Origin of the sequence: Bacillus sp. YP1, assembly GCF_000877815.1 — a bacterium.
In the GTDB taxonomy this organism is placed as follows: Bacteria; Bacillota; Bacilli; order Bacillales; family Bacillaceae; genus Bacillus; species Bacillus subtilis.
Genome location: NZ_CP010014.1, coordinates 2,800,081 through 2,817,409 on the forward strand (window position 1 = coordinate 2,800,081; position 17,329 = coordinate 2,817,409).

Genomic DNA, 17,329 nt, shown 5'->3' on the forward strand with positions numbered 1-17,329 from the left:
TAACGAATTTAATTTTCTAAAGGAAAAGAGGGTCAGTATGGATGAAAATCCAGAATTTGCAGCTATAGAACAGGCTCGGGATCTTGTTATTGACTCCATTGCTGAAACGATGGATCTTTACGGAATTACCCGCAGTGTCGGGATTTTATATGGGACGATGTATATGAGGGATGAGATGACGCTTGACGAAATGCGTGAGGAGCTGCAAATGAGCAAACCAAGCATGAGCACAGGCGTCAAAAAGCTTCAAGACTTAAATGTAGTGAAAAAAACATTTCACCGGGGCATCCGTAAGCATACATTTGTGGCTGAGAAGGATTTCTTTAAATTTTTCACAAATTTCTTTCCGCCTAAATGGGAGCGGGAGGTTCAAGTGAATGTAGCAGCGATCGAGGAAGCTCAAGCTGATTTACAAAAGGTTTTATGCAAGGAAGATCTCGATGAGGATATCAAAAATGAAGCACTGCAGTTATATGATCAGCTGGAAAGCTCTAAAGCTTACTATGACTGGCTGAAACGGCTTGCTGAATCGGTGCAGACCGGAGAAATTTTTAAATTTATACCGATCGAAACAAAGTAAAGCAGAAAACGCCTGGGAAACCAGGCGTTTTTTTGATGTAACTACTACAAATTTGAAAAATACGGGAAAAACACCCCATTTACTTCCAAAATATTTGATGGTAATTTTATGTAGGTAAAATTTGTATTTGGCCTTTCAGAGGAGGTGAAAAGCGGGCAGGCCTGTTTAATTTATCATTTTTTAGGGGGAATTTTGTTATGAAACGCAAATTATTATCTTCTTTGGCAATTAGTGCATTAAGTCTCGGGTTACTCGTTTCTGCACCTACAGCTTCTTTCGCGGCTGAATCTACATCAACTAAAGCTCATACTGAATCTACTATGAGAACACAGTCTACAGCTTCATTGTTCGCAACAATCACTGGCGCCAGCAAAACGGAATGGTCTTTCTCAGATATCGAATTGACTTACCGTCCAAACACGCTTCTCAGCCTTGGCGTTATGGAGTTTACATTGCCAAGCGGATTTACTGCAAACACGAAAGACACATTGAACGGAAATGCCTTGCGTACAACACAGATCCTCAATAACGGGAAAACAGTAAGAGTTCCTTTGGCACTTGATTTGTTAGGAGCTGGCGAATTTAAATTAAAACTGAATAACAAAACACTTCCTGCCGCAGGTACATATACTTTCCGTGCAGAGAATAAATCATTAAGCATCGGAAATAAATTTTACGCAGAAGCCAGCATTGACGTGGCTAAGCGCAGCACTCCTCCGACTCAGCCTTGCGGTTGCAACTAATGTAAAAGACCGGTTAACGCCGGTCTTTTTTGCGTTTTACCCTCCCCTTTTTCTCTAATTCCCGTTATCTTTTTTCTGGTTTAAAATTTAAATTGACAAACACTAGAAACAGGAGTAAATTCTTGAGTGTTCAATTTCATACAGTCTCTTTTACCGCTTAATCAAACACGAACGGGGGAACCAACGATTGGCTGTTTTATTAACAGCCTTGGGGTGAATCTTACTAAGTAAGAGGGGGTACTCTGAATCCCTAATCCGACAGCTAACCTCGTAGGCGTATACAGAGAGGAGGTCTATTATCGGCCATTCTTTGCAATGGTCTTTTTTGCTTCAAAAACGTTAATTCACTAAGGGAGATATGAACATTGGGAAGAATTAAAAATAAGCAATTTGCCGTGATCGGTCTGGGCCGGTTTGGCGGCAGCATTTGTAAAGAACTTCATAGAATGGGGCATGAGGTCCTTGCGGTTGATATCAACGAAGAAAAGGTCAATGCATATGCTTCTTACGCCACTCATGCGGTAATTGCCAACGCCACCGAAGAAAACGAATTGCTTTCATTAGGAATACGCAATTTTGAATATGTGATTGTTGCCATCGGAGCAAATATTCAAGCGAGTACGCTGACCACCCTATTATTAAAGGAGCTTGATATTCCAAATATTTGGGTGAAGGCTCAAAACTATTATCATCACAAGGTGCTTGAAAAAATCGGCGCTGACCGCATTATTCATCCTGAAAAAGATATGGGGGTTAAAATCGCACAAAGCCTTTCAGACGAGAATGTTTTGAATTACATTGATCTATCTGATGAATACAGTATTGTCGAGCTGCTGGCTACGCGCAAGCTTGATTCAAAATCGATTATTGACCTGAATGTAAGAGCAAAGTACGGCTGCACGATCCTGGCCATCAAACATCATGGAGATATCTGTCTTTCCCCCGCGCCTGAAGACATCATTCACGAGCAAGATTGCCTGGTGATCATGGGCCACAAAAAGGATATTAAACGTTTTGAAAACGAAGGGATGTAGACAAAGGTGACACTTCAAAAGGATAAAGTGATCAAATGGGTTCGGTTTACACCGCCTCAAGTGCTTGCCATTGGTTTTTTCCTTACCATTATCATCGGGGCTGTCCTATTAATGCTTCCGATTTCCACTACGAAGCCATTGTCATGGATAGATGCCCTTTTTACTGCGGCTTCCGCTACAACTGTTACAGGGCTTGCTGTTGTCGATACCGGCACTCAATTTACGGTATTCGGGCAAACAGTTATTATGGGGCTGATTCAGATTGGCGGGCTTGGATTTATGACATTTGCGGTCTTGATCGTCATGATATTAGGAAAAAAAATCGGCTTAAAAGAACGAATGCTCGTCCAGGAAGCCTTAAACCAGCCGACAATCGGCGGTGTCATTGGCCTTGTCAAAGTCTTGTTTCTGTTTTCGATCAGTATTGAATTGATAGCAGCACTCATTTTATCCATCCGGCTTGTACCTCAGTACGGCTGGTCATCCGGCTTGTTTGCAAGTTTGTTTCACGCAATATCTGCTTTTAACAATGCCGGGTTTTCGTTGTGGCCTGATAATTTGATGAGCTACATTGGCGACCCTACAGTAAACCTCGTGATTACTTTCTTATTTATTACAGGAGGGATCGGATTTACGGTTCTGTTTGATATTATGAAAAATCGGCGTTTTAAAGCTTTTTCTTTACATACAAAGCTCATGCTTACAGGAACGCTGATGTTGAATGCGATCGCTATGCTTACGGTCTTTATTTTAGAATACAGCAACCCCGGCACGCTCGGCCACCTGCATATAGTGGATAAACTGTGGGCCTCCTATTTTCAGGCAGTGACGCCGAGAACCGCAGGGTTCAATTCTCTAGATTTTGGAAGCATGAGAGAAGGAACAATTGTATTTACTTTATTATTGATGTTTATCGGAGCAGGAAGCGCATCAACGGCGAGCGGCATTAAGCTGACTACGTTCATCGTGATTTTAACATCTGTTATTGCTTACTTGAGAGGTAAAAAAGAAACGGTTATTTTCCGCCGTTCCATCAAATATCCGATTATCATTAAAGCTTTAGCTGTGAGCGTCACCAGTTTGTTCATCGTGTTTTTAGGGATTTTCGCCCTGACGATCACAGAACAAGCGCCATTTCTTCAAATTGTGTTTGAAACCTTTTCCGCATTCGGAACTGTCGGCCTTACGATGGGGCTTACTCCTGAACTGACAACAGCTGGCAAGTGTATCATCATTGTCATCATGTTTATCGGAAGAATTGGTCCTTTAACGTTCGTGTTTTCATTCGCAAAAACAGAGCAATCAAATATCCGTTATCCTGATGGCGAAGTGTTTACAGGGTGATATCAAAAAAATCCGGCGTGCAGTCGCCGGATTTTTTATGATTCGATATGAGATTGATTTTGTCTTTTTTCCTGTTCCGCGATGATTTCATTATCCTCCGCGTTATCACGGGTTACTTTTTGTGTAAGAATCGCACCAACTGCTACAAGTATCATAACAGCGATGTAATAACCTTTTTCATTGAGTTCCAGGTTATCAGCATTATAGAGTCCGATACTAAACAAAAATACTCCCGCAAAAAAAGTAAAATAAGCTAATACTGTAAAGGCAACCGTGTTTCTGCGTCTATATTTCTGCACCTTTGTTCCCTCCCGAAAGCATAGTTAAAAAGTGATAACTTCCGTGGAATATTATACCTCAAATTCCCCGTAATGGAACAAAGAATTAAAAATACCAGTAAAAAGGGCTTAGGTTGCCTCCTTTATTTCAACAGCTGAATCATCAATCCAGCCGATAAGTTTATCATTGATTTGGAATTGGTACCATACAGACTGGCCTTTCTGTTTTCTAGACACAACCTTTATGTCTTTGCCGACGTAAGATTGGGCAGAGGTAAGCCTTATGGACCGATCATCAGTAGAGGGCTTGGACCATACGTCTTGAACGGCACTGTCTTTAATAGAGGCGTTTAAATCCACAGATTTGAGGGATGGATTTACCTCATCGTACTCATCTAAATCGTATTTTTCCACAATAGCGCTGATTTTGTCAGCATAGTCAGGATCTGTAGCATATCCTGATGTTTGCAGGGCGGTTGCCGCTTCCTTATAATTCCCTGCCTCAAGCACCGGTTTATACTTCTTTTTATTCCACGATGTGCCACGAACGAACAATTGGGCGTGATCATCCATAGATTCAAAAAACGTGCTGTATTTTCGAAACTTCGCGCGAATGGTTTTTCTTTTCCCTTTTTCAACTTCGTCCGTTTCCATCGTGACATGATGGCCTTTATAATTCCCTTTTACGCCAAAAAGGTTGTTGGCCTTAGCAGCCAGTTCACTGTTCCCCCAGTCCGATTCGAGAATGGCCTGAGCAATTGTGATGCTGGGGAGAACATGGTATTTTTCATACAAAATTTGGGCATGTCCGGACAGACTGTCTATAAATACTTGCTGTTCATCGATTTCTTCAGTTTCTTTGGATGTTTCAATCGGTTTTGATAAAGTTGTCGCTAAAACAAACAGAGCTAGCGGAATCGATACAATGAAAAATAGTGAAATCAAGAGTTTACGTTTTTTAAGTTTTTTACGGGCCATGAAAACCTTCCTTCGAATTAAAAGATTACGAATGTAAAAGAATCTACCTTTTAGAATTTTACTTGCACTTCTAATATTTTTCAATTCTTTAGGGATAAAGTTGGGAAAAGATTGCAAAATAAAAACCTTTTCGCTCAATGAAAAGGTTTTTACCATGTTTCTATTTTTGTAAATTTCTGAGTGCATTACGATATTCCGTATCATTTATTACTTTATATGATTTGACAGTTGCCTTCGACAAACCTTCTGCTGAAACGGCCGGTTTTTCCGGAGCTGCTTTCGCTTTATCATGTGGTTTATGTGCCAGCTTGTGCCCCATTCCAGTGGCATTCATACAAAATGACAGGCAGACGAGCAGCACGCTAAGGATAAAAGAAATGAAGAAGAGATCATGATAAGCAGTCATCATAGAATCCTGTACCGAACCGCTTTGTCTGGCAGCATCTTTTTTCGTGAAAAAGCCGATGAGAATAGGAACTCCCATATAGACAAACAATCTTAAAAACTGAACAGCTGTCATTCTCTTGACCAAATCAGGCAGCGGGCCTCCCATGGCAGCTCCCATCAGCCCTGCGGCGACTGTCAGGCCTGTTCCCGCTGCAAGCATGATAAACAGTGCCGCGAACATATAAAGAGATGATCGATCCTGCATATGCAGCCATTGAAAATTCACAAAGACGAGAATGAGTCCGCCGATAATACCGAGCATCCCTGGTCCGACTTTATCGTATAACAGAGCGCTTAAAATGGCCGCGATCGCCACTCCGATTAAAAGAGTCAAGTTTAAAAAAATGAGATGCTCCTGAGAAATATCATACATTTGACGGAGCAAGCCTTGAAAAGCAGACAGGCTGACAGCTACCGTTATCGTCCCTGCAGCTATGATCAATAAGCCAAGCACCGGTTTTGGCAGCAGCATCAGTTTAATAGATATGAAGGGGTTTTTCACTTTATATTCCACAATCAATAGACCAATGAGCAAACATAACGTCACCCCGAAACCAATCCATACATAACCCGATGACAGCCCCCATTTTTGCAGAAAAATGAATGAAACCGCTGAGGCTGCGGCAAGGAAAACAGATAAAAGAATTCCCGCATGATCAAGCGGCTGTTCTTGATCCGACGCCCCGTGATGCTCGTCATGAAGAAAGAAATAGCTCACCGCGACACCGATCAGGGACAAGGTGCCAAAGATGAAAAACAGCCATCTCCAATGCCCGCAGCTTGTTGCAATGGTTCCGAGGATTGTGCCGATGATAACAGAACCATAGAATCCCCCGATCAGCACAAGCAGTGCATAATTCCTGCGTTCAATCGGGAATGACAGTACAAGCATTGGAATCATAATCATCAGCATGACACCTGTTGCCGCTCCCTGTAAAAAGCGTCCTGCCGCCATCCATGCAACATCGCTTGAACATGCGATGAGCAGTGAACCTAGTATAAAGACAGGTAATGAAGCCAGATAGACGGGACGAGCACCGAATTTTTTCCTCAGCAGCGGTCCTACCGGAACTAACAAGGCAAAGGCCATATTGCCGATCAATATCGGATTTACTGATGTAAAGACACTTGTTCCAACCGCTTTCTGAACAAGGCCTTGAACTGACGACAATGCCGTGTTAGACATCAATCCCGGCCCGACCGCTAAGACGGCGAGCAAAGAAATCACCCAATAGTGTTTTGTCTTCATGTTGTCATCCCTTCCTATATGAATACATGCGAAACACATCATTTTTTGAAAACAAAAGAAGCTAATAGATTTTGCATACCATTAGCTTTCATTCTAATATTCTCCCTTTCAGGGGAAATGATATTATTTTATTATAATTATGTGAATGAATGAGCATATAATCAAATATTATTTCAAATCGATTGTGTTTTGTCAATGGAGTAAATTTCAAGCACAACATAGCAATCTTGAAAGCTTTTCCCCGATATTGTGTCTAGAACTGCACTTATGAATCCCTGCTCGTTCCCTCAAGCGAATTAAAGCAGACCGTTTTAACCCTTTCAACCCACTAATAAACTCGGATAAGTTGGTGATAAGACAACATTTTGGCCGCACATTTTTTTGTGTTTACTGGGCGTTTGCCGCCTCTAAATTGTATATGGGTAAATACCATGAATTAACCTATGAAATACCAATGTAAGGAAATTCTAAATATTCCGGGAGGCAAAAACGAATGGAACTGTATGAGTGTATCCAAGACATTTTTAGCGGCTTGAAAAATCCATCGGTTAAAGATTTAGCAAAGTCTTTAAAACAAATTCCAAACGCAGCAAAATTGAGTCAACCGTATATTAAGGAACCAGACCAATACGCTTACGGCCGAAATGCCATCTATCGAAATAATGAATTGGAAATTATCGTGATTAACATTCCGCCAAACAAGGAGACAGCAGTACACGATCATGGTCAATCCATTGGTTGTGCAATGGTGTTAGAAGGAAAGCTTCTTAATTCTATTTATCGCTCAGCCGGCGAACACGCAGAACTCTCCAATTCATACTTTGTCCACGAAGGAGAATGCCTTATTTCAACCAAAGGTTTAATTCACAAAATGTCCAATCCAACATCTGAACGAATGGTGTCTCTTCATGTCTACTCCCCTCCTTTGGAAGACATGATGGTCTTTGAGGAACAAAAGGAGGTATTGGAAAATTCATGATTGACAGATAAGCTGCTCACTTTGACTTCGCTCAACTGGAGGATTCAGAGAATGAAACCTTTTCCTCAAAACAAAAAAACCCTTATAGAATAAGGGTTTACAGGTATGGAGCCAAGGGGGCTCGAACCCCTGACCTCTACGCTGCCAGCGTAGCGCTCTCCCAGCTGAGCTATGGCCCCGTATGTAACGTCATGTTTATTATAGATGATTTTATTTTGAAAAACAAGCTGTTTCCTCTTGAATTGACAGAAAAAATAAGGCTCGTAAAAGAGCCTTATTTTCGACTTACATCATGATCAAAAGTAAAATCACACCGAGAATAATTCGATAGATTGCAAATGGGACAAGTTTGATTTTGTTAATCAGCCTTAAGAAGAAACGGACGACAAACAGTGCGACCACAAAGGCACAGATAAAGCCGACGATGAAAAACGGCATCAGATCCGAGCTTAAGCTGTCCCAATGCTTCACAAGGCTTAGAAAGCTGGCTCCCATCATGATCGGCATCGCCATAATAAACGTAAAGTCGGCTGCAGCTCGGTGGTTTAATCCGAGAATAACACCGCCGGAAATGGTTGAACCCGAACGCGAGAAACCCGGCCAAAGGGCAAGACATTGGAATAAGCCGACGGCTATCGCCTGTTTATAGGAAATGCGGTCGAGTGTGTCTGTCGCTGTTTTCCGTTTATTGACCCAGTCAGCAAAAAGCATCAGGATTGCCCCGGCAATTAAACCGATGGCCACAGTTTTAACGGAAAATAAATATTCATCAATGTAATCTTCAAACAAAAAGCCGAGAACAGCTGCAGGCACGAGTCCGACGGCAATTTGGGCAATGCTTAATTTATGTCCCTGCTCCTGGTCGCTTGTAATATTTTTTTTCAAGCCCAGTAAATTTAAAATTCGGTCTTTAAACACGATAGCTACTGCTAAAATGGAGCCTAGCTGAATAACCACCTTGAATGAGTTAGCAGCTTCTTCTGACATCAGATTACTTGATTTAAGCCAGATGTCGTCTACTATGATCATATGTCCTGTCGAAGAAACCGGCGCGTACTCTGTTAATCCTTCTACGATTCCTAAAATGGCGGCTACAAACAATTCCCATAGAGTCATGATTTTGATTCTCCCCATTAGACATTTATTTTTTTACATAACGGGAGCTTTCCATAAATGGAAAGCCCGTCTTATATAACTATAAACGAAAATCACACTTTATGACCCGACGTATTTTCATTTTTTTCTTCATCGTATAAATGTGACTGCATTTTAAACCAGTCAAATAAATGTGTCGTAATGACTTTGGCAACTGCATAGCCAGGAATGGCAAGAATGATTCCAACAACACCAAACAGCTTGCCGGCTGTTAACAGCAGAAAAATAATCGTAATCGGATGGATGTGAAGGTTTTTTCCCATAATTTGCGGAGAGATCAGCTTCCCTTCAATCAGCTGAACAATCGTCCAAACGATCACCAGCTTAAGCAGCATGAGCGGCGATGTCACTATGGCAATGATAATCGCAGGCGTAATGGCAATCGTTGGCCCTAAATATGGAACGATGCTTGTGCAAGCCGCAATGACTGCAAGCAATGAAGCATAATCCAGCCCGATAATCAAATAACCGATAAACAGCAAAAACCCGATACAGAAGCTGACAATGATCTGGCCTCTGATATAAGAGCTTAACCGATGATTCATTTCGCTTAAGACTGTATATGTCTGTTCTTTCAATCGAGTCGGCACAAACTTCAGTATGTAGACCGGTAATTTTCTTCCGTCTTTTAGCAAATAAAATAGAATAAACGGAACCGTGACGATCGAAATGATAATCTCAGTCAGTGCGCCGATAAAATTCCCAACACCGGTAAAGGTGCTGTTCACGATCGTCGCTGCCTGATCCGAAACCTTTGTAGCAAGATCAGATATATTAATGTTCATCGTTTGCTGGGCCTGATTGACGAAGTTGCTGCCGATCAGCTGTTTCGTCTGATTTTCTACGACGTCCACATATCTTGGGATATTGTCAATCAAACTCATAATTTGTTCTTTTAAGAAGGGAATGATCGACACGATCGTGATCGTGATCAGCCCGATAACCAATAGATATAGCAGCAATATAGAATAGATTCTTCTTATTCTTCTTCTCTCCAGAAAATCGACGACTGGGTTTAACAGATAAAAAACAATGCCTGTCAAAATAATCGGAAGTGATATCGTTTTGAGCAGAACAATAATCGGGGTGAAAATAAATGATGTTTTTGTAAATACTAGAATATTTAAACCAATCAGCAGCAGCACAAGCAAAAATAAAACAAACTTATTATCCAAGAAGAATCGCTTGAATCTGCCGCTCCATGTTTGCAACGTCTCCACTATCGTTCCTCCGTCATACATAGTTTAATTAAATTGTACACTATCGTCCCTATAATGAAAAATAAAAACCGTTAATTGCTGGAAAAGCTTTCTCGGTTTTAACATTCTATTTATATCTATCATGTGATTTTGTTCTTTTTAAGCTATAATTTAGCTATATCATGCAAAAGGAGCGATACGAGTGATACGTTTTGCAATAATAGGAACCAACTGGATTACAGACCGCTTTCTTGAGTCAGCAGCGGATATCGAAGATTTTCAGCTGACTGCTGTTTATTCAAGATCGGCTGAACGCGCTGGCGAGTTTGCTGCTAAACACAACGCTGCGCATGCCTTCTCAGACCTTCAGGAAATGGCGGCGAGCGATTGCTTTGATGCCGTATACATAGCGAGCCCGAACGCTCTTCACAAAGAACAAGCCGTTCTCTTTATGAACCATGGCAAGCATGTGCTTTGTGAGAAGCCGTTTGCTTCGAATACAAAAGAAACAGAAGAGATGATCTCAGCGGCTAAGGCAAACGGTGTTGTTCTCATGGAAGCAATGAAGACCACTTTCCTGCCGAATTTCAAAGAGCTGAAAAAACACCTGCATAAAATCGGCACTGTCCGCAGATTTACCGCAAGCTACTGCCAGTATTCCTCACGATATGACGCGTTCAGAAGCGGAACTGTTTTGAATGCGTTTCAGCCTGAGCTTTCCAATGGGTCATTAATGGATATTGGCGTCTATTGTATTTATCCGGCTGTTGTGTTGTTTGGCGAGCCAAAGGATGTAAAAGCAAACGGATATGCTTTATCTTCCGGAGTGGACGGAGAAGGAACTGTCATTCTGTCTTACGACGGGTTCGAAGCCGTTCTGATGCATTCCAAAATCTCTACTTCCTATGCCCCAGCGGAAATCCAGGGTGAAGACGGGACGATTGTAATCGATACAATTCACCGGCCTGAACGTGTTGAAATCCGCTACCGGGACGGCCGCCTTGAAAACATCGCGATCCCTGATCCTAAACCGGCGATGTTCTATGAAGCAGAAGAATTTGTCACACTCATAAAAGAGAATAAGCTGGAATCTGAAGAAAATACATTTGAACGGTCTTTGACCACCGCAAAAATTATGGAAGAAGCAAGAAAGCAAATGGGGATTGTATACCCTGCTGATCAAGCTTAAAAAAATCCGCCCGCGTGCAAATGCCGCGGCGGATTTTTTATTAGACAATCGGAGAAGATGCCTTCCTTTTTAAAAGCACCTGTTGCTCATATTCTTTGATGTCATGAAGCCATGCCTCTTTTACCGGAACGCCCATTTGCTCACAGTAGGAATCCCAGATGGCTCCGAAAGGATATGTTTTGAATTCCTCCATCAGGGCCAGCCTTTCTGTATAGCGGCCCTCTTCCTGCAATTGTTTTAAATATCCGTTCGGGAGAAGCAAGGCATACAATAAAGCTTTGATCATATTTCTCGTTCCGATGGTCCAGGCGGCTACACGGTTAATGCTGGCATCGAAAAAATCCAGACCGATGGCGACCTTCTCAAGAGCATGATTTCGTACAATTTCAAGAGCGATTTCTCTCAATTCATCATCCAAAACCACTACATGGTCGCTATCCCAACGAACAGGCCGCGATACGTGCAAGGCAAGCTTGTCTGTGTAAAGCAGCATGGACGAGATTTTGTTCGATACCGTCTCAGTCGGATGGAAATGGCCTGTATCAAGTAAACAAAGCTTATGATTCGTCAAAGCATAAGCTAAATAAAATTCATGAGATCCGACAACATATGATTCGGAGCCAAGCCCGAACAGCTTGCTCTCGATTGAATCAAGATTATGTTGTTCACTGATCTCCTCTGAGAAGATCCGATCCAGTGATTCTTTTAGTCTTTTACGCGGTGTCAGCCTATCACTCGGGATATCCTTATAGCCGTCGGGAATCCAAATATTCGTCAAGCAAGGTGTTCCTAATTCTTTCCCGAAGTATTCCCCGATACGGCGGCAAGCGATGCAATGCCTGATCCAAAATTCTCTGATGTCCGGATCAGGGTGTGAAAGGGTGAGTCCGTCAGCCGCTTTCTCATGCGAAAACAAGGTTGGATTAAAATCTAAACCGAGACCAAGGTTTTTTGCCCATTTCACCCAGTTTTCAAAATGCTGCGGCTTCAATTCGTCACGTTCTACCGCTTCCCTGTTTGTTTCTGCGTATATCGCATGCAGGTTTACGCGGTGCTTTCCAGGAATGAGAGAAAGAGCCTTCTCCAAATCTCTTCTTAATTCTTCAGGAGTTTGCGCTTTTCCGGGATAATTGCCAGTCACGTCAATTCCGCCTGAAAGCTCGCCCTTATTTACTTCAAAGCCTTCAATGTCGTCACCCTGCCAGCAATGGATCGAAATGGGCACTTGCTCTAATTGCCGAAGCGCCTCTTCAACATCAATTCCCCATTTTTCATATGCCTGTTTTGCACTGTCATAATTGGCTTTTATGGTCATACGGCTCTCTCCCTTTATCAGTTTTTTAATCCAAATAAAAAACTTCCTTTAGATCTATCGCAACAGGACTGAAATCCGAATTTGTTTTCATTAATGGCGCCATCGATTTCCACCATCTTTGGCAAACTTCCGTGTCCGCCATCTTTCTCCATTTCTCTTCATCCTCTATTTCTAAATATGCAAAAAGCCGGCCTGTTTCCTCATCTAGAAAAATGGAATAATGGTGGGCTCCATGAGCTTTGAGTGCTTCTGCCATCTCAGGCCAAATGTCATCATGCCGCTGGTTGTATTCTTCGTACTTGTCTTGATGGACAAACATGATACTGGCTTTTCTTTTCAAACCTTTTCACCTCTTCATCATTTAGATAGCGCTTTCAAAACGGTTTGCTGAAAGGACTGAATGATGGTGCTTCTGTCAATGTCTTTAGGTGTAAACACTTTGATCGGAAAGGAATTTCTGACGACTTGCCGGGCTTCTTTTATGTCTTTGACTTCTTTGGCAGCAATCATTTGCATCAAAAGATTTCCGGTGGCAGTTGCCTCTATCGGCCCTGCATATACCGCTTTTCCACTCATGTCTGCCGTTAATTGATTTAAGAAATCATTCCGGGCTCCGCCGCCGATGATATGAAATTGCTCGATCGGTTTTTCTGTGATTGTTTCGAGCTCTTTGATGGCTATCGCATAGATGATGGCTAAATTGCTGTAGATGCAGCAGGCAAGTTCGCCTGCAGTACGGGGAATCTTTTGGCGGGTTTGTCCGCAATAATGTTGTATTTCCTTTATCATGTTTTCTGGATTCAGGAAACGTTTATCATTTAAGTTTATAAATTGCTGGAATGGTTCTGTTTTTTTGGCTTCTTCTGCAAGCTGCTGAAAAGAATAATCTGCTTGTAGCTGCTGTTTGACTTCTTGTATCACCCACATGCCGATAATGTTTTTGAGAAAGCGAATGGTATTGTTTGCGCCGCGTTCATTTGTATAGTTGTTTTCTAAAGCAAGATCAGTTATTATCGGTGTTTTGTTTTCAACCCCGATTAACGACCATGTTCCGCTGCTGATATACGCCCAGCCATCATTTACGCCTGGCGCCGCAATGACGGCCGAGGCCGTATCATGTGTTGCGACTGTCATCACCTTGCACACCGGGAGATCATAATCCGGGAACCACTCATTTCTTAGCTTCCCGAGTTCACACCCCGGTTCAGTGAGCGGCGCAAATTGCTGTTCCAGAACAGACACGGCTTCAAGCAATTCAGGATCAAGATTTCCCGTTGAGACGTTTAAAAGCTGTGTTGTGGACGCGTTTGTGATTTCCGTTACAGCTTTTCCGGTTAAACAATAGCCTAAATAATCAGGAATCATCATAATTTTGTCTGTCTTTTTCAGCAGCTCACGGTCTTCTTCAAACAATTGATAGATCGTGTTGAAAGGCTGAAATTGTATTCCTGTTTTTTGATAAATTGCAGCTTTTGAGAGGGTATGTTCCAGTTTGTCTATTGTGTGATCTGTTCTTCTATCACGGTAGGAGATTGCTTCCCGCAACCGATCGCCTTTTTCGTCCAGTAAGACATAATCAACTGCCCAAGTATCAATGCCTACGGTGCAGTGTTCATACCCAAGCGTCTTTACTTTTTGCAGTCCTTGCAGGATTTGTTTTAGCAAATGATCAATATCCCATAAGCAATGCCCGTCTCTTTGACTGAAACCGTTAGCGAACCTGTGAATCTCTTGTATGTCAAGCTTCCCTTCATTCAGTTCACCTACCATGATTCTCCCGCTTGATGCGCCTACATCAATGGCAGTATAAATCATCCTTTCACCCTCTCTTCGAAAGAGGAACAGCTGTCACCTTCACCTTTTTGTCCTCAAGAGCTTTTACCGATGCCGGATCAAGTCCAGAATCCGTAATAAGGCGGCTGACATCTTGCAGCGAGGCGATATGTGAAAACTCGCGGTTCCCCCATTTGCTTGAATCGGCCATCAAAATGGTCTGGTCCGACCTTTCGATCATCCGTTTTTTGAGCAGCGCCTGCCACTCATTTGAATCACTCATCCCGTTGTGTACGTCAAATCCCTTACATGACAGAAAGGTTTTATTGACATGATAGGTCTCAAGTGAACGCTCTGCTAACGGGCCGGCAAATGATAATGATTTTTCCAGCAAAATGCCGCCTGTTGAAATGACTGATATGTTTTCTTTATTACTGAGTTCAATAGCTGCTTTCATTGAGTTTGTAATCACGGTGAGCTCAATGTCAGGGAGTATTTTTGCCATGTACCAAGCGGTTGTGCTTGCATCGAGAATGATTCGGTCTCCGCTTTTTACATATTTGGCCGCTTCGTGAGCGATGGCTTTTTTTTCGATGACATTCGTGATTTCCCGTTCAGAAAAATGAATTTCTGATTCCTTCTGCTGAATACTGACCGCTCCTCCGTGGCTCCGGCTCAGTTTATGTTCTTTTTCAAGCTTTTCAAGATCACGCCGAATGGTTTCCTCTGTGACTGAAAAAATGTCACTTAATTCGGAAACGCGGATGCTTGAACGCATATTTACTATTTCCACTATTTTTTGCTGCCGTTCTGCTACTAGCATCGGTAACGCCCTTCCTCATATCGTAGTCCGTCTTATATTTTTATCATAGCATATATCTAACGCGTAAAAGCAGCAGGGACGCCGCCGTCTACCGTGATCATGCAGCCCGTTGTTTTTTCGGCTTTGGAAGAAGCGAAGAATGCAATGGCTTCGGCAATATCCTCCGGGTAAATATTGACGAGCAATGCTGTCCGTTTCCGGTAATGTTCCTCCAGCTGATCCGGTTCAATCCCGTACGCCGCGGCTCGTTCCTCACGCCAGCTTGAACCCCAGATTGCCGATCCTTGAAGAACTGCATCAGGCAAAACGGAGTTGACCCTAATGCCGAATTCTCCGCCTTCTGCTGCGATGCATCTTGCTAAATGGGTTTCAAGCGCCTTAACAGAGCTGTAGGCAGAGGCGTTTTTTCCCGCATAAACCGAATTTTTCGATCCGACAAATACCATGCTTCCGCCTCTATTTTGATGTTTCATCTGTTTAAACGCTTCACGGGCTACAAGGAAATAGCCTGTTCCTAAAACATTCATATTAAGATTCCATTCTTTTAGACTTGTTTCGTCAAATGGGCTTGATGTGGCCAGCCCGGCATTATTGACGACGATATCAATGCCGCCGTAAGCAAGCGCCGCTCGTTCAAAAGCTGACTGTACGTCTTCCTCCTTTGTCACATCCATTTTGACAGCCATTGCCCGTCCTTTTCCGTATGCATCGTTTATTTCCCCGGCAATTTTCTGTGCGCCTTCTATATTCAGATCAGCTACGATCACGTGCCCTCCCTCAGCTGCAAATCGGCGGCATGCCGCACTGCCGATTCCGCCGGCTCCTCCAGTTATCAGCGCTACTTTTCGGGAAAATTCTGCTTCCGGCGGGGCCAGCGTGAGTTTATATAGTTCGAGCGGCCAATATTCGACATGGTAGGATTCATTTTCATGTAAAGAAACAAATTGCCCCAGAGCGGTTGCTCCTTTCATTACGGCGATGGCCCTCCGATATAAAGCCCCGCTTACTTTAGACATCGCATAACTTTTTCCTGTATTCACCATTCCGATTCCAGGAATCAATATCACCCGCGGGGCGGATTCAAAGATTTGATCCCCATCCTGCTGATTGCGTGTAAAGTAAGCCTGATACTCTGATGTAAAGGTCTCGACTCCTGACTTGATCAGATCCGCAAGCTTGTGCACATCTTGAGTTTCCGGATTCCAATCAATGTACAGCGGAACCCGTTTTGTGTGAACAAGGTGATCCGGGCATGCCGCACCGATTTGCGAAAGTGCTGGCGCTTGGACACTGTTTACAAATTCCAAGACATCGTCATGATCATCATAGGAAAGGATCATTTTCTTTTCTTCACTTACTGCTCCTCTGATCACAGGCATGATGCCTGCCAAGATTTGTTTTCTTTTATCCTCCGGCAGCGGCTGATACCTTTTGCCTCCGAATACCTCATGCTGATTGATACGATCGTTAATATACTGCTCGGCTTCTTGAATGATGGATATCGTTTTTTGATAACATGTTTCAGACGTCTCTCCCCAAGTGACTAAGCCGTGTTTCTCCATTAATACAAGCTCGGCGTGGGGATTGTTTGCTACGCCTTCAGCGATCATTTTAGACAAAGTAAATCCAGGACGGACGTATGGCACCCATACAAACCGATTTCCGTAAATGTCTTCAGCGATTTGTTTTCCATTATCCGCACAGCATATGCTGATAATCGCATCTGGATGGGTATGGTCAACATGTTTGTATGGCAAAAAAGCGTGTAATAGCGTTTCAATTGAAGGGCGGGGATGTTTGCTGTCTGTCATACAATGAGACAGGTAGTCTACCATTTCTTCATCGGGCATTTGGTCCCTTTTAATCAGCGGGCGGATATCATCTAATTTCAAACCGGAAAAGTTATGCGCTTTCATTGTTGCCAAATCCGAACCGCTTCCTTTTACCCACATGACTTCTATTTCACGGCCTCTAAAATCCTTTTCCGTTGTTTTCATAGATGTATTCCCCCCGCCCCAGTTGCAGACAGTGCGGTCTGACCCGATCAGATTGGACCTGTACACCAATTCCTCTACACCTTTAGGCAGCTGTGCAGCTCGCTCTGAATCCCATATATGTTTCACCATATTTGATATTCCCCCATACCCTTTTATTTGTATCCGTTTTCATTATATATGATTTCTGTTTGTTTTTGAATTGTTTTTGTTTATTTTTGTTTTCGACAAAAAAGAAAGCAGCAGATA

General features: G+C 42.7%; 16 protein-coding genes, 1 tRNA gene and 1 riboswitch. Of the genes, 6 read left to right on the plus strand and 11 right to left on the minus strand.

All coding sequences use genetic code 11. The features are described 5' to 3' along the window. Positions 1–37: 37 nt before the first annotated feature. From gbsR to ktrB, 4 genes are all read left to right on the plus strand, one after another. Positions 38–580: a transcriptional regulator GbsR gene (gbsR, locus tag QF06_RS13840; RefSeq protein ID WP_014480661.1), complete on the plus strand. Its 543-nt coding sequence runs from the start codon at positions 38–40 to the stop codon at positions 578–580. A 197-nt stretch (positions 581–777) separates the two neighbouring features. Then, positions 778–1,323 carry a biofilm surface layer hydrophobin BslA gene (gene bslA, locus QF06_RS13845; RefSeq protein ID WP_003243556.1) on the plus strand — a complete coding sequence of 182 codons (546 nt, stop codon included), beginning with the start codon at positions 778–780 and terminating at the stop codon, positions 1,321–1,323. 144 nt (positions 1,324–1,467) lie between these two features. Then, a riboswitch (cyclic di-AMP (ydaO/yuaA leader) is annotated at positions 1,468–1,616 on the plus strand. Between the two features lie 72 nt (positions 1,617–1,688). After that, a complete protein-coding gene (ktrA, locus tag QF06_RS13850; RefSeq protein WP_003228942.1) occupies positions 1,689–2,357 on the plus strand; it encodes a potassium uptake protein KtrA in 669 nt (222 codons plus the stop codon). Between the two features lie 6 nt (positions 2,358–2,363). Further along, positions 2,364–3,701 carry a Ktr system potassium transporter KtrB gene (ktrB, locus tag QF06_RS13855; RefSeq protein ID WP_041850602.1) on the plus strand — a complete coding sequence of 446 codons (1,338 nt, stop codon included), beginning with the start codon at positions 2,364–2,366 and terminating at the stop codon, positions 3,699–3,701. A gap of 35 nt (positions 3,702–3,736) precedes the next feature. Here the strand turns inward: ktrB and QF06_RS13860 are convergent, their stop codons facing one another. The 3 genes from QF06_RS13860 to QF06_RS13870 all read right to left on the minus strand — a co-directional run bounded on the left by QF06_RS13860 (position 3,737) and on the right by QF06_RS13870 (position 6,653). Continuing rightward, a complete protein-coding gene (locus tag QF06_RS13860; RefSeq protein ID WP_003222348.1) occupies positions 3,737–4,000 on the minus strand; it encodes a YiaA/YiaB family inner membrane protein in 264 nt (87 codons plus the stop codon). Between the two features lie 108 nt (positions 4,001–4,108). Next, positions 4,109–4,957 carry an exo-glucosaminidase LytG gene (gene lytG / locus QF06_RS13865; protein WP_031315317.1) on the minus strand — a complete coding sequence of 283 codons (849 nt, stop codon included), beginning with the start codon at positions 4,955–4,957 and terminating at the stop codon, positions 4,109–4,111. Between the two features lie 160 nt (positions 4,958–5,117). Further along, entirely contained in the window at positions 5,118–6,653 is a 1,536-nt protein-coding gene (locus QF06_RS13870) for an MFS transporter (protein ID WP_041850601.1), read from the minus strand. Positions 6,654–7,146: 493 nt separating this feature from the next. Between QF06_RS13870 and cdoA the strand changes: the two genes are divergently transcribed. After that, complete coding sequence (gene cdoA, locus QF06_RS13875; protein WP_041850600.1) at positions 7,147–7,632, plus strand: cysteine dioxygenase; 486 nt, start codon at positions 7,147–7,149, stop codon at positions 7,630–7,632. 106 nt (positions 7,633–7,738) lie between these two features. Here cdoA and QF06_RS13880 read toward each other — a convergent pair. The 3 genes from QF06_RS13880 to QF06_RS13890 all read right to left on the minus strand — a co-directional run bounded on the left by QF06_RS13880 (position 7,739) and on the right by QF06_RS13890 (position 10,007). Continuing rightward, positions 7,739–7,811 (minus strand) — tRNA-Ala (locus tag QF06_RS13880). 106 nt (positions 7,812–7,917) lie between these two features. Continuing rightward, positions 7,918–8,748, minus strand: a complete 831-nt coding sequence (locus QF06_RS13885) for an undecaprenyl-diphosphate phosphatase (RefSeq protein WP_014477785.1) — start codon at positions 8,746–8,748, stop codon at positions 7,918–7,920. Between the two features lie 92 nt (positions 8,749–8,840). After that, positions 8,841–10,007: an AI-2E family transporter gene (locus QF06_RS13890; RefSeq protein WP_021480467.1), complete on the minus strand. Its 1,167-nt coding sequence runs from the start codon at positions 10,005–10,007 to the stop codon at positions 8,841–8,843. Positions 10,008–10,188: 181 nt separating this feature from the next. Between QF06_RS13890 and iolU the strand changes: the two genes are divergently transcribed. Further along, positions 10,189–11,175, plus strand: a complete 987-nt coding sequence (gene iolU / locus QF06_RS13895; RefSeq protein WP_041850599.1) for a scyllo-inositol 2-dehydrogenase — start codon at positions 10,189–10,191, stop codon at positions 11,173–11,175. 40 nt (positions 11,176–11,215) lie between these two features. Here the strand turns inward: iolU and rhaA are convergent, their stop codons facing one another. Genes rhaA through QF06_RS13920 form a run of 5 tightly spaced genes read right to left on the minus strand, consistent with a single transcriptional unit; the run spans position 11,216 to position 17,212 of the window. Beyond that, positions 11,216–12,490: an L-rhamnose isomerase gene (rhaA, locus tag QF06_RS13900; protein ID WP_043940183.1), complete on the minus strand. Its 1,275-nt coding sequence runs from the start codon at positions 12,488–12,490 to the stop codon at positions 11,216–11,218. A gap of 25 nt (positions 12,491–12,515) precedes the next feature. Then, positions 12,516–12,830, minus strand: coding sequence for an L-rhamnose mutarotase (rhaM, locus tag QF06_RS13905; RefSeq protein WP_021480470.1), 315 nt, complete (start codon positions 12,828–12,830; stop codon positions 12,516–12,518). A 17-nt stretch (positions 12,831–12,847) separates the two neighbouring features. Continuing rightward, positions 12,848–14,305 (minus strand): rhamnulokinase, encoded by a 1,458-nt coding sequence (rhaB, locus tag QF06_RS13910; RefSeq protein WP_041850597.1) that lies wholly within the window; start codon positions 14,303–14,305, stop codon positions 12,848–12,850. A gap of 4 nt (positions 14,306–14,309) precedes the next feature. Beyond that, on the minus strand, positions 14,310–15,086 hold the full coding sequence (rhaR, locus tag QF06_RS13915) for a rhamnose catabolism operon transcriptional regulator RhaR (RefSeq protein ID WP_009968057.1): 777 nt from the start codon (positions 15,084–15,086) through the stop codon (positions 14,310–14,312). Positions 15,087–15,142: 56 nt separating this feature from the next. Further along, a complete protein-coding gene (locus QF06_RS13920) occupies positions 15,143–17,212 on the minus strand; it encodes a bifunctional rhamnulose-1-phosphate aldolase/short-chain dehydrogenase (protein ID WP_038828462.1) in 2,070 nt (689 codons plus the stop codon). Positions 17,213–17,329 lie beyond the last annotated feature (117 nt).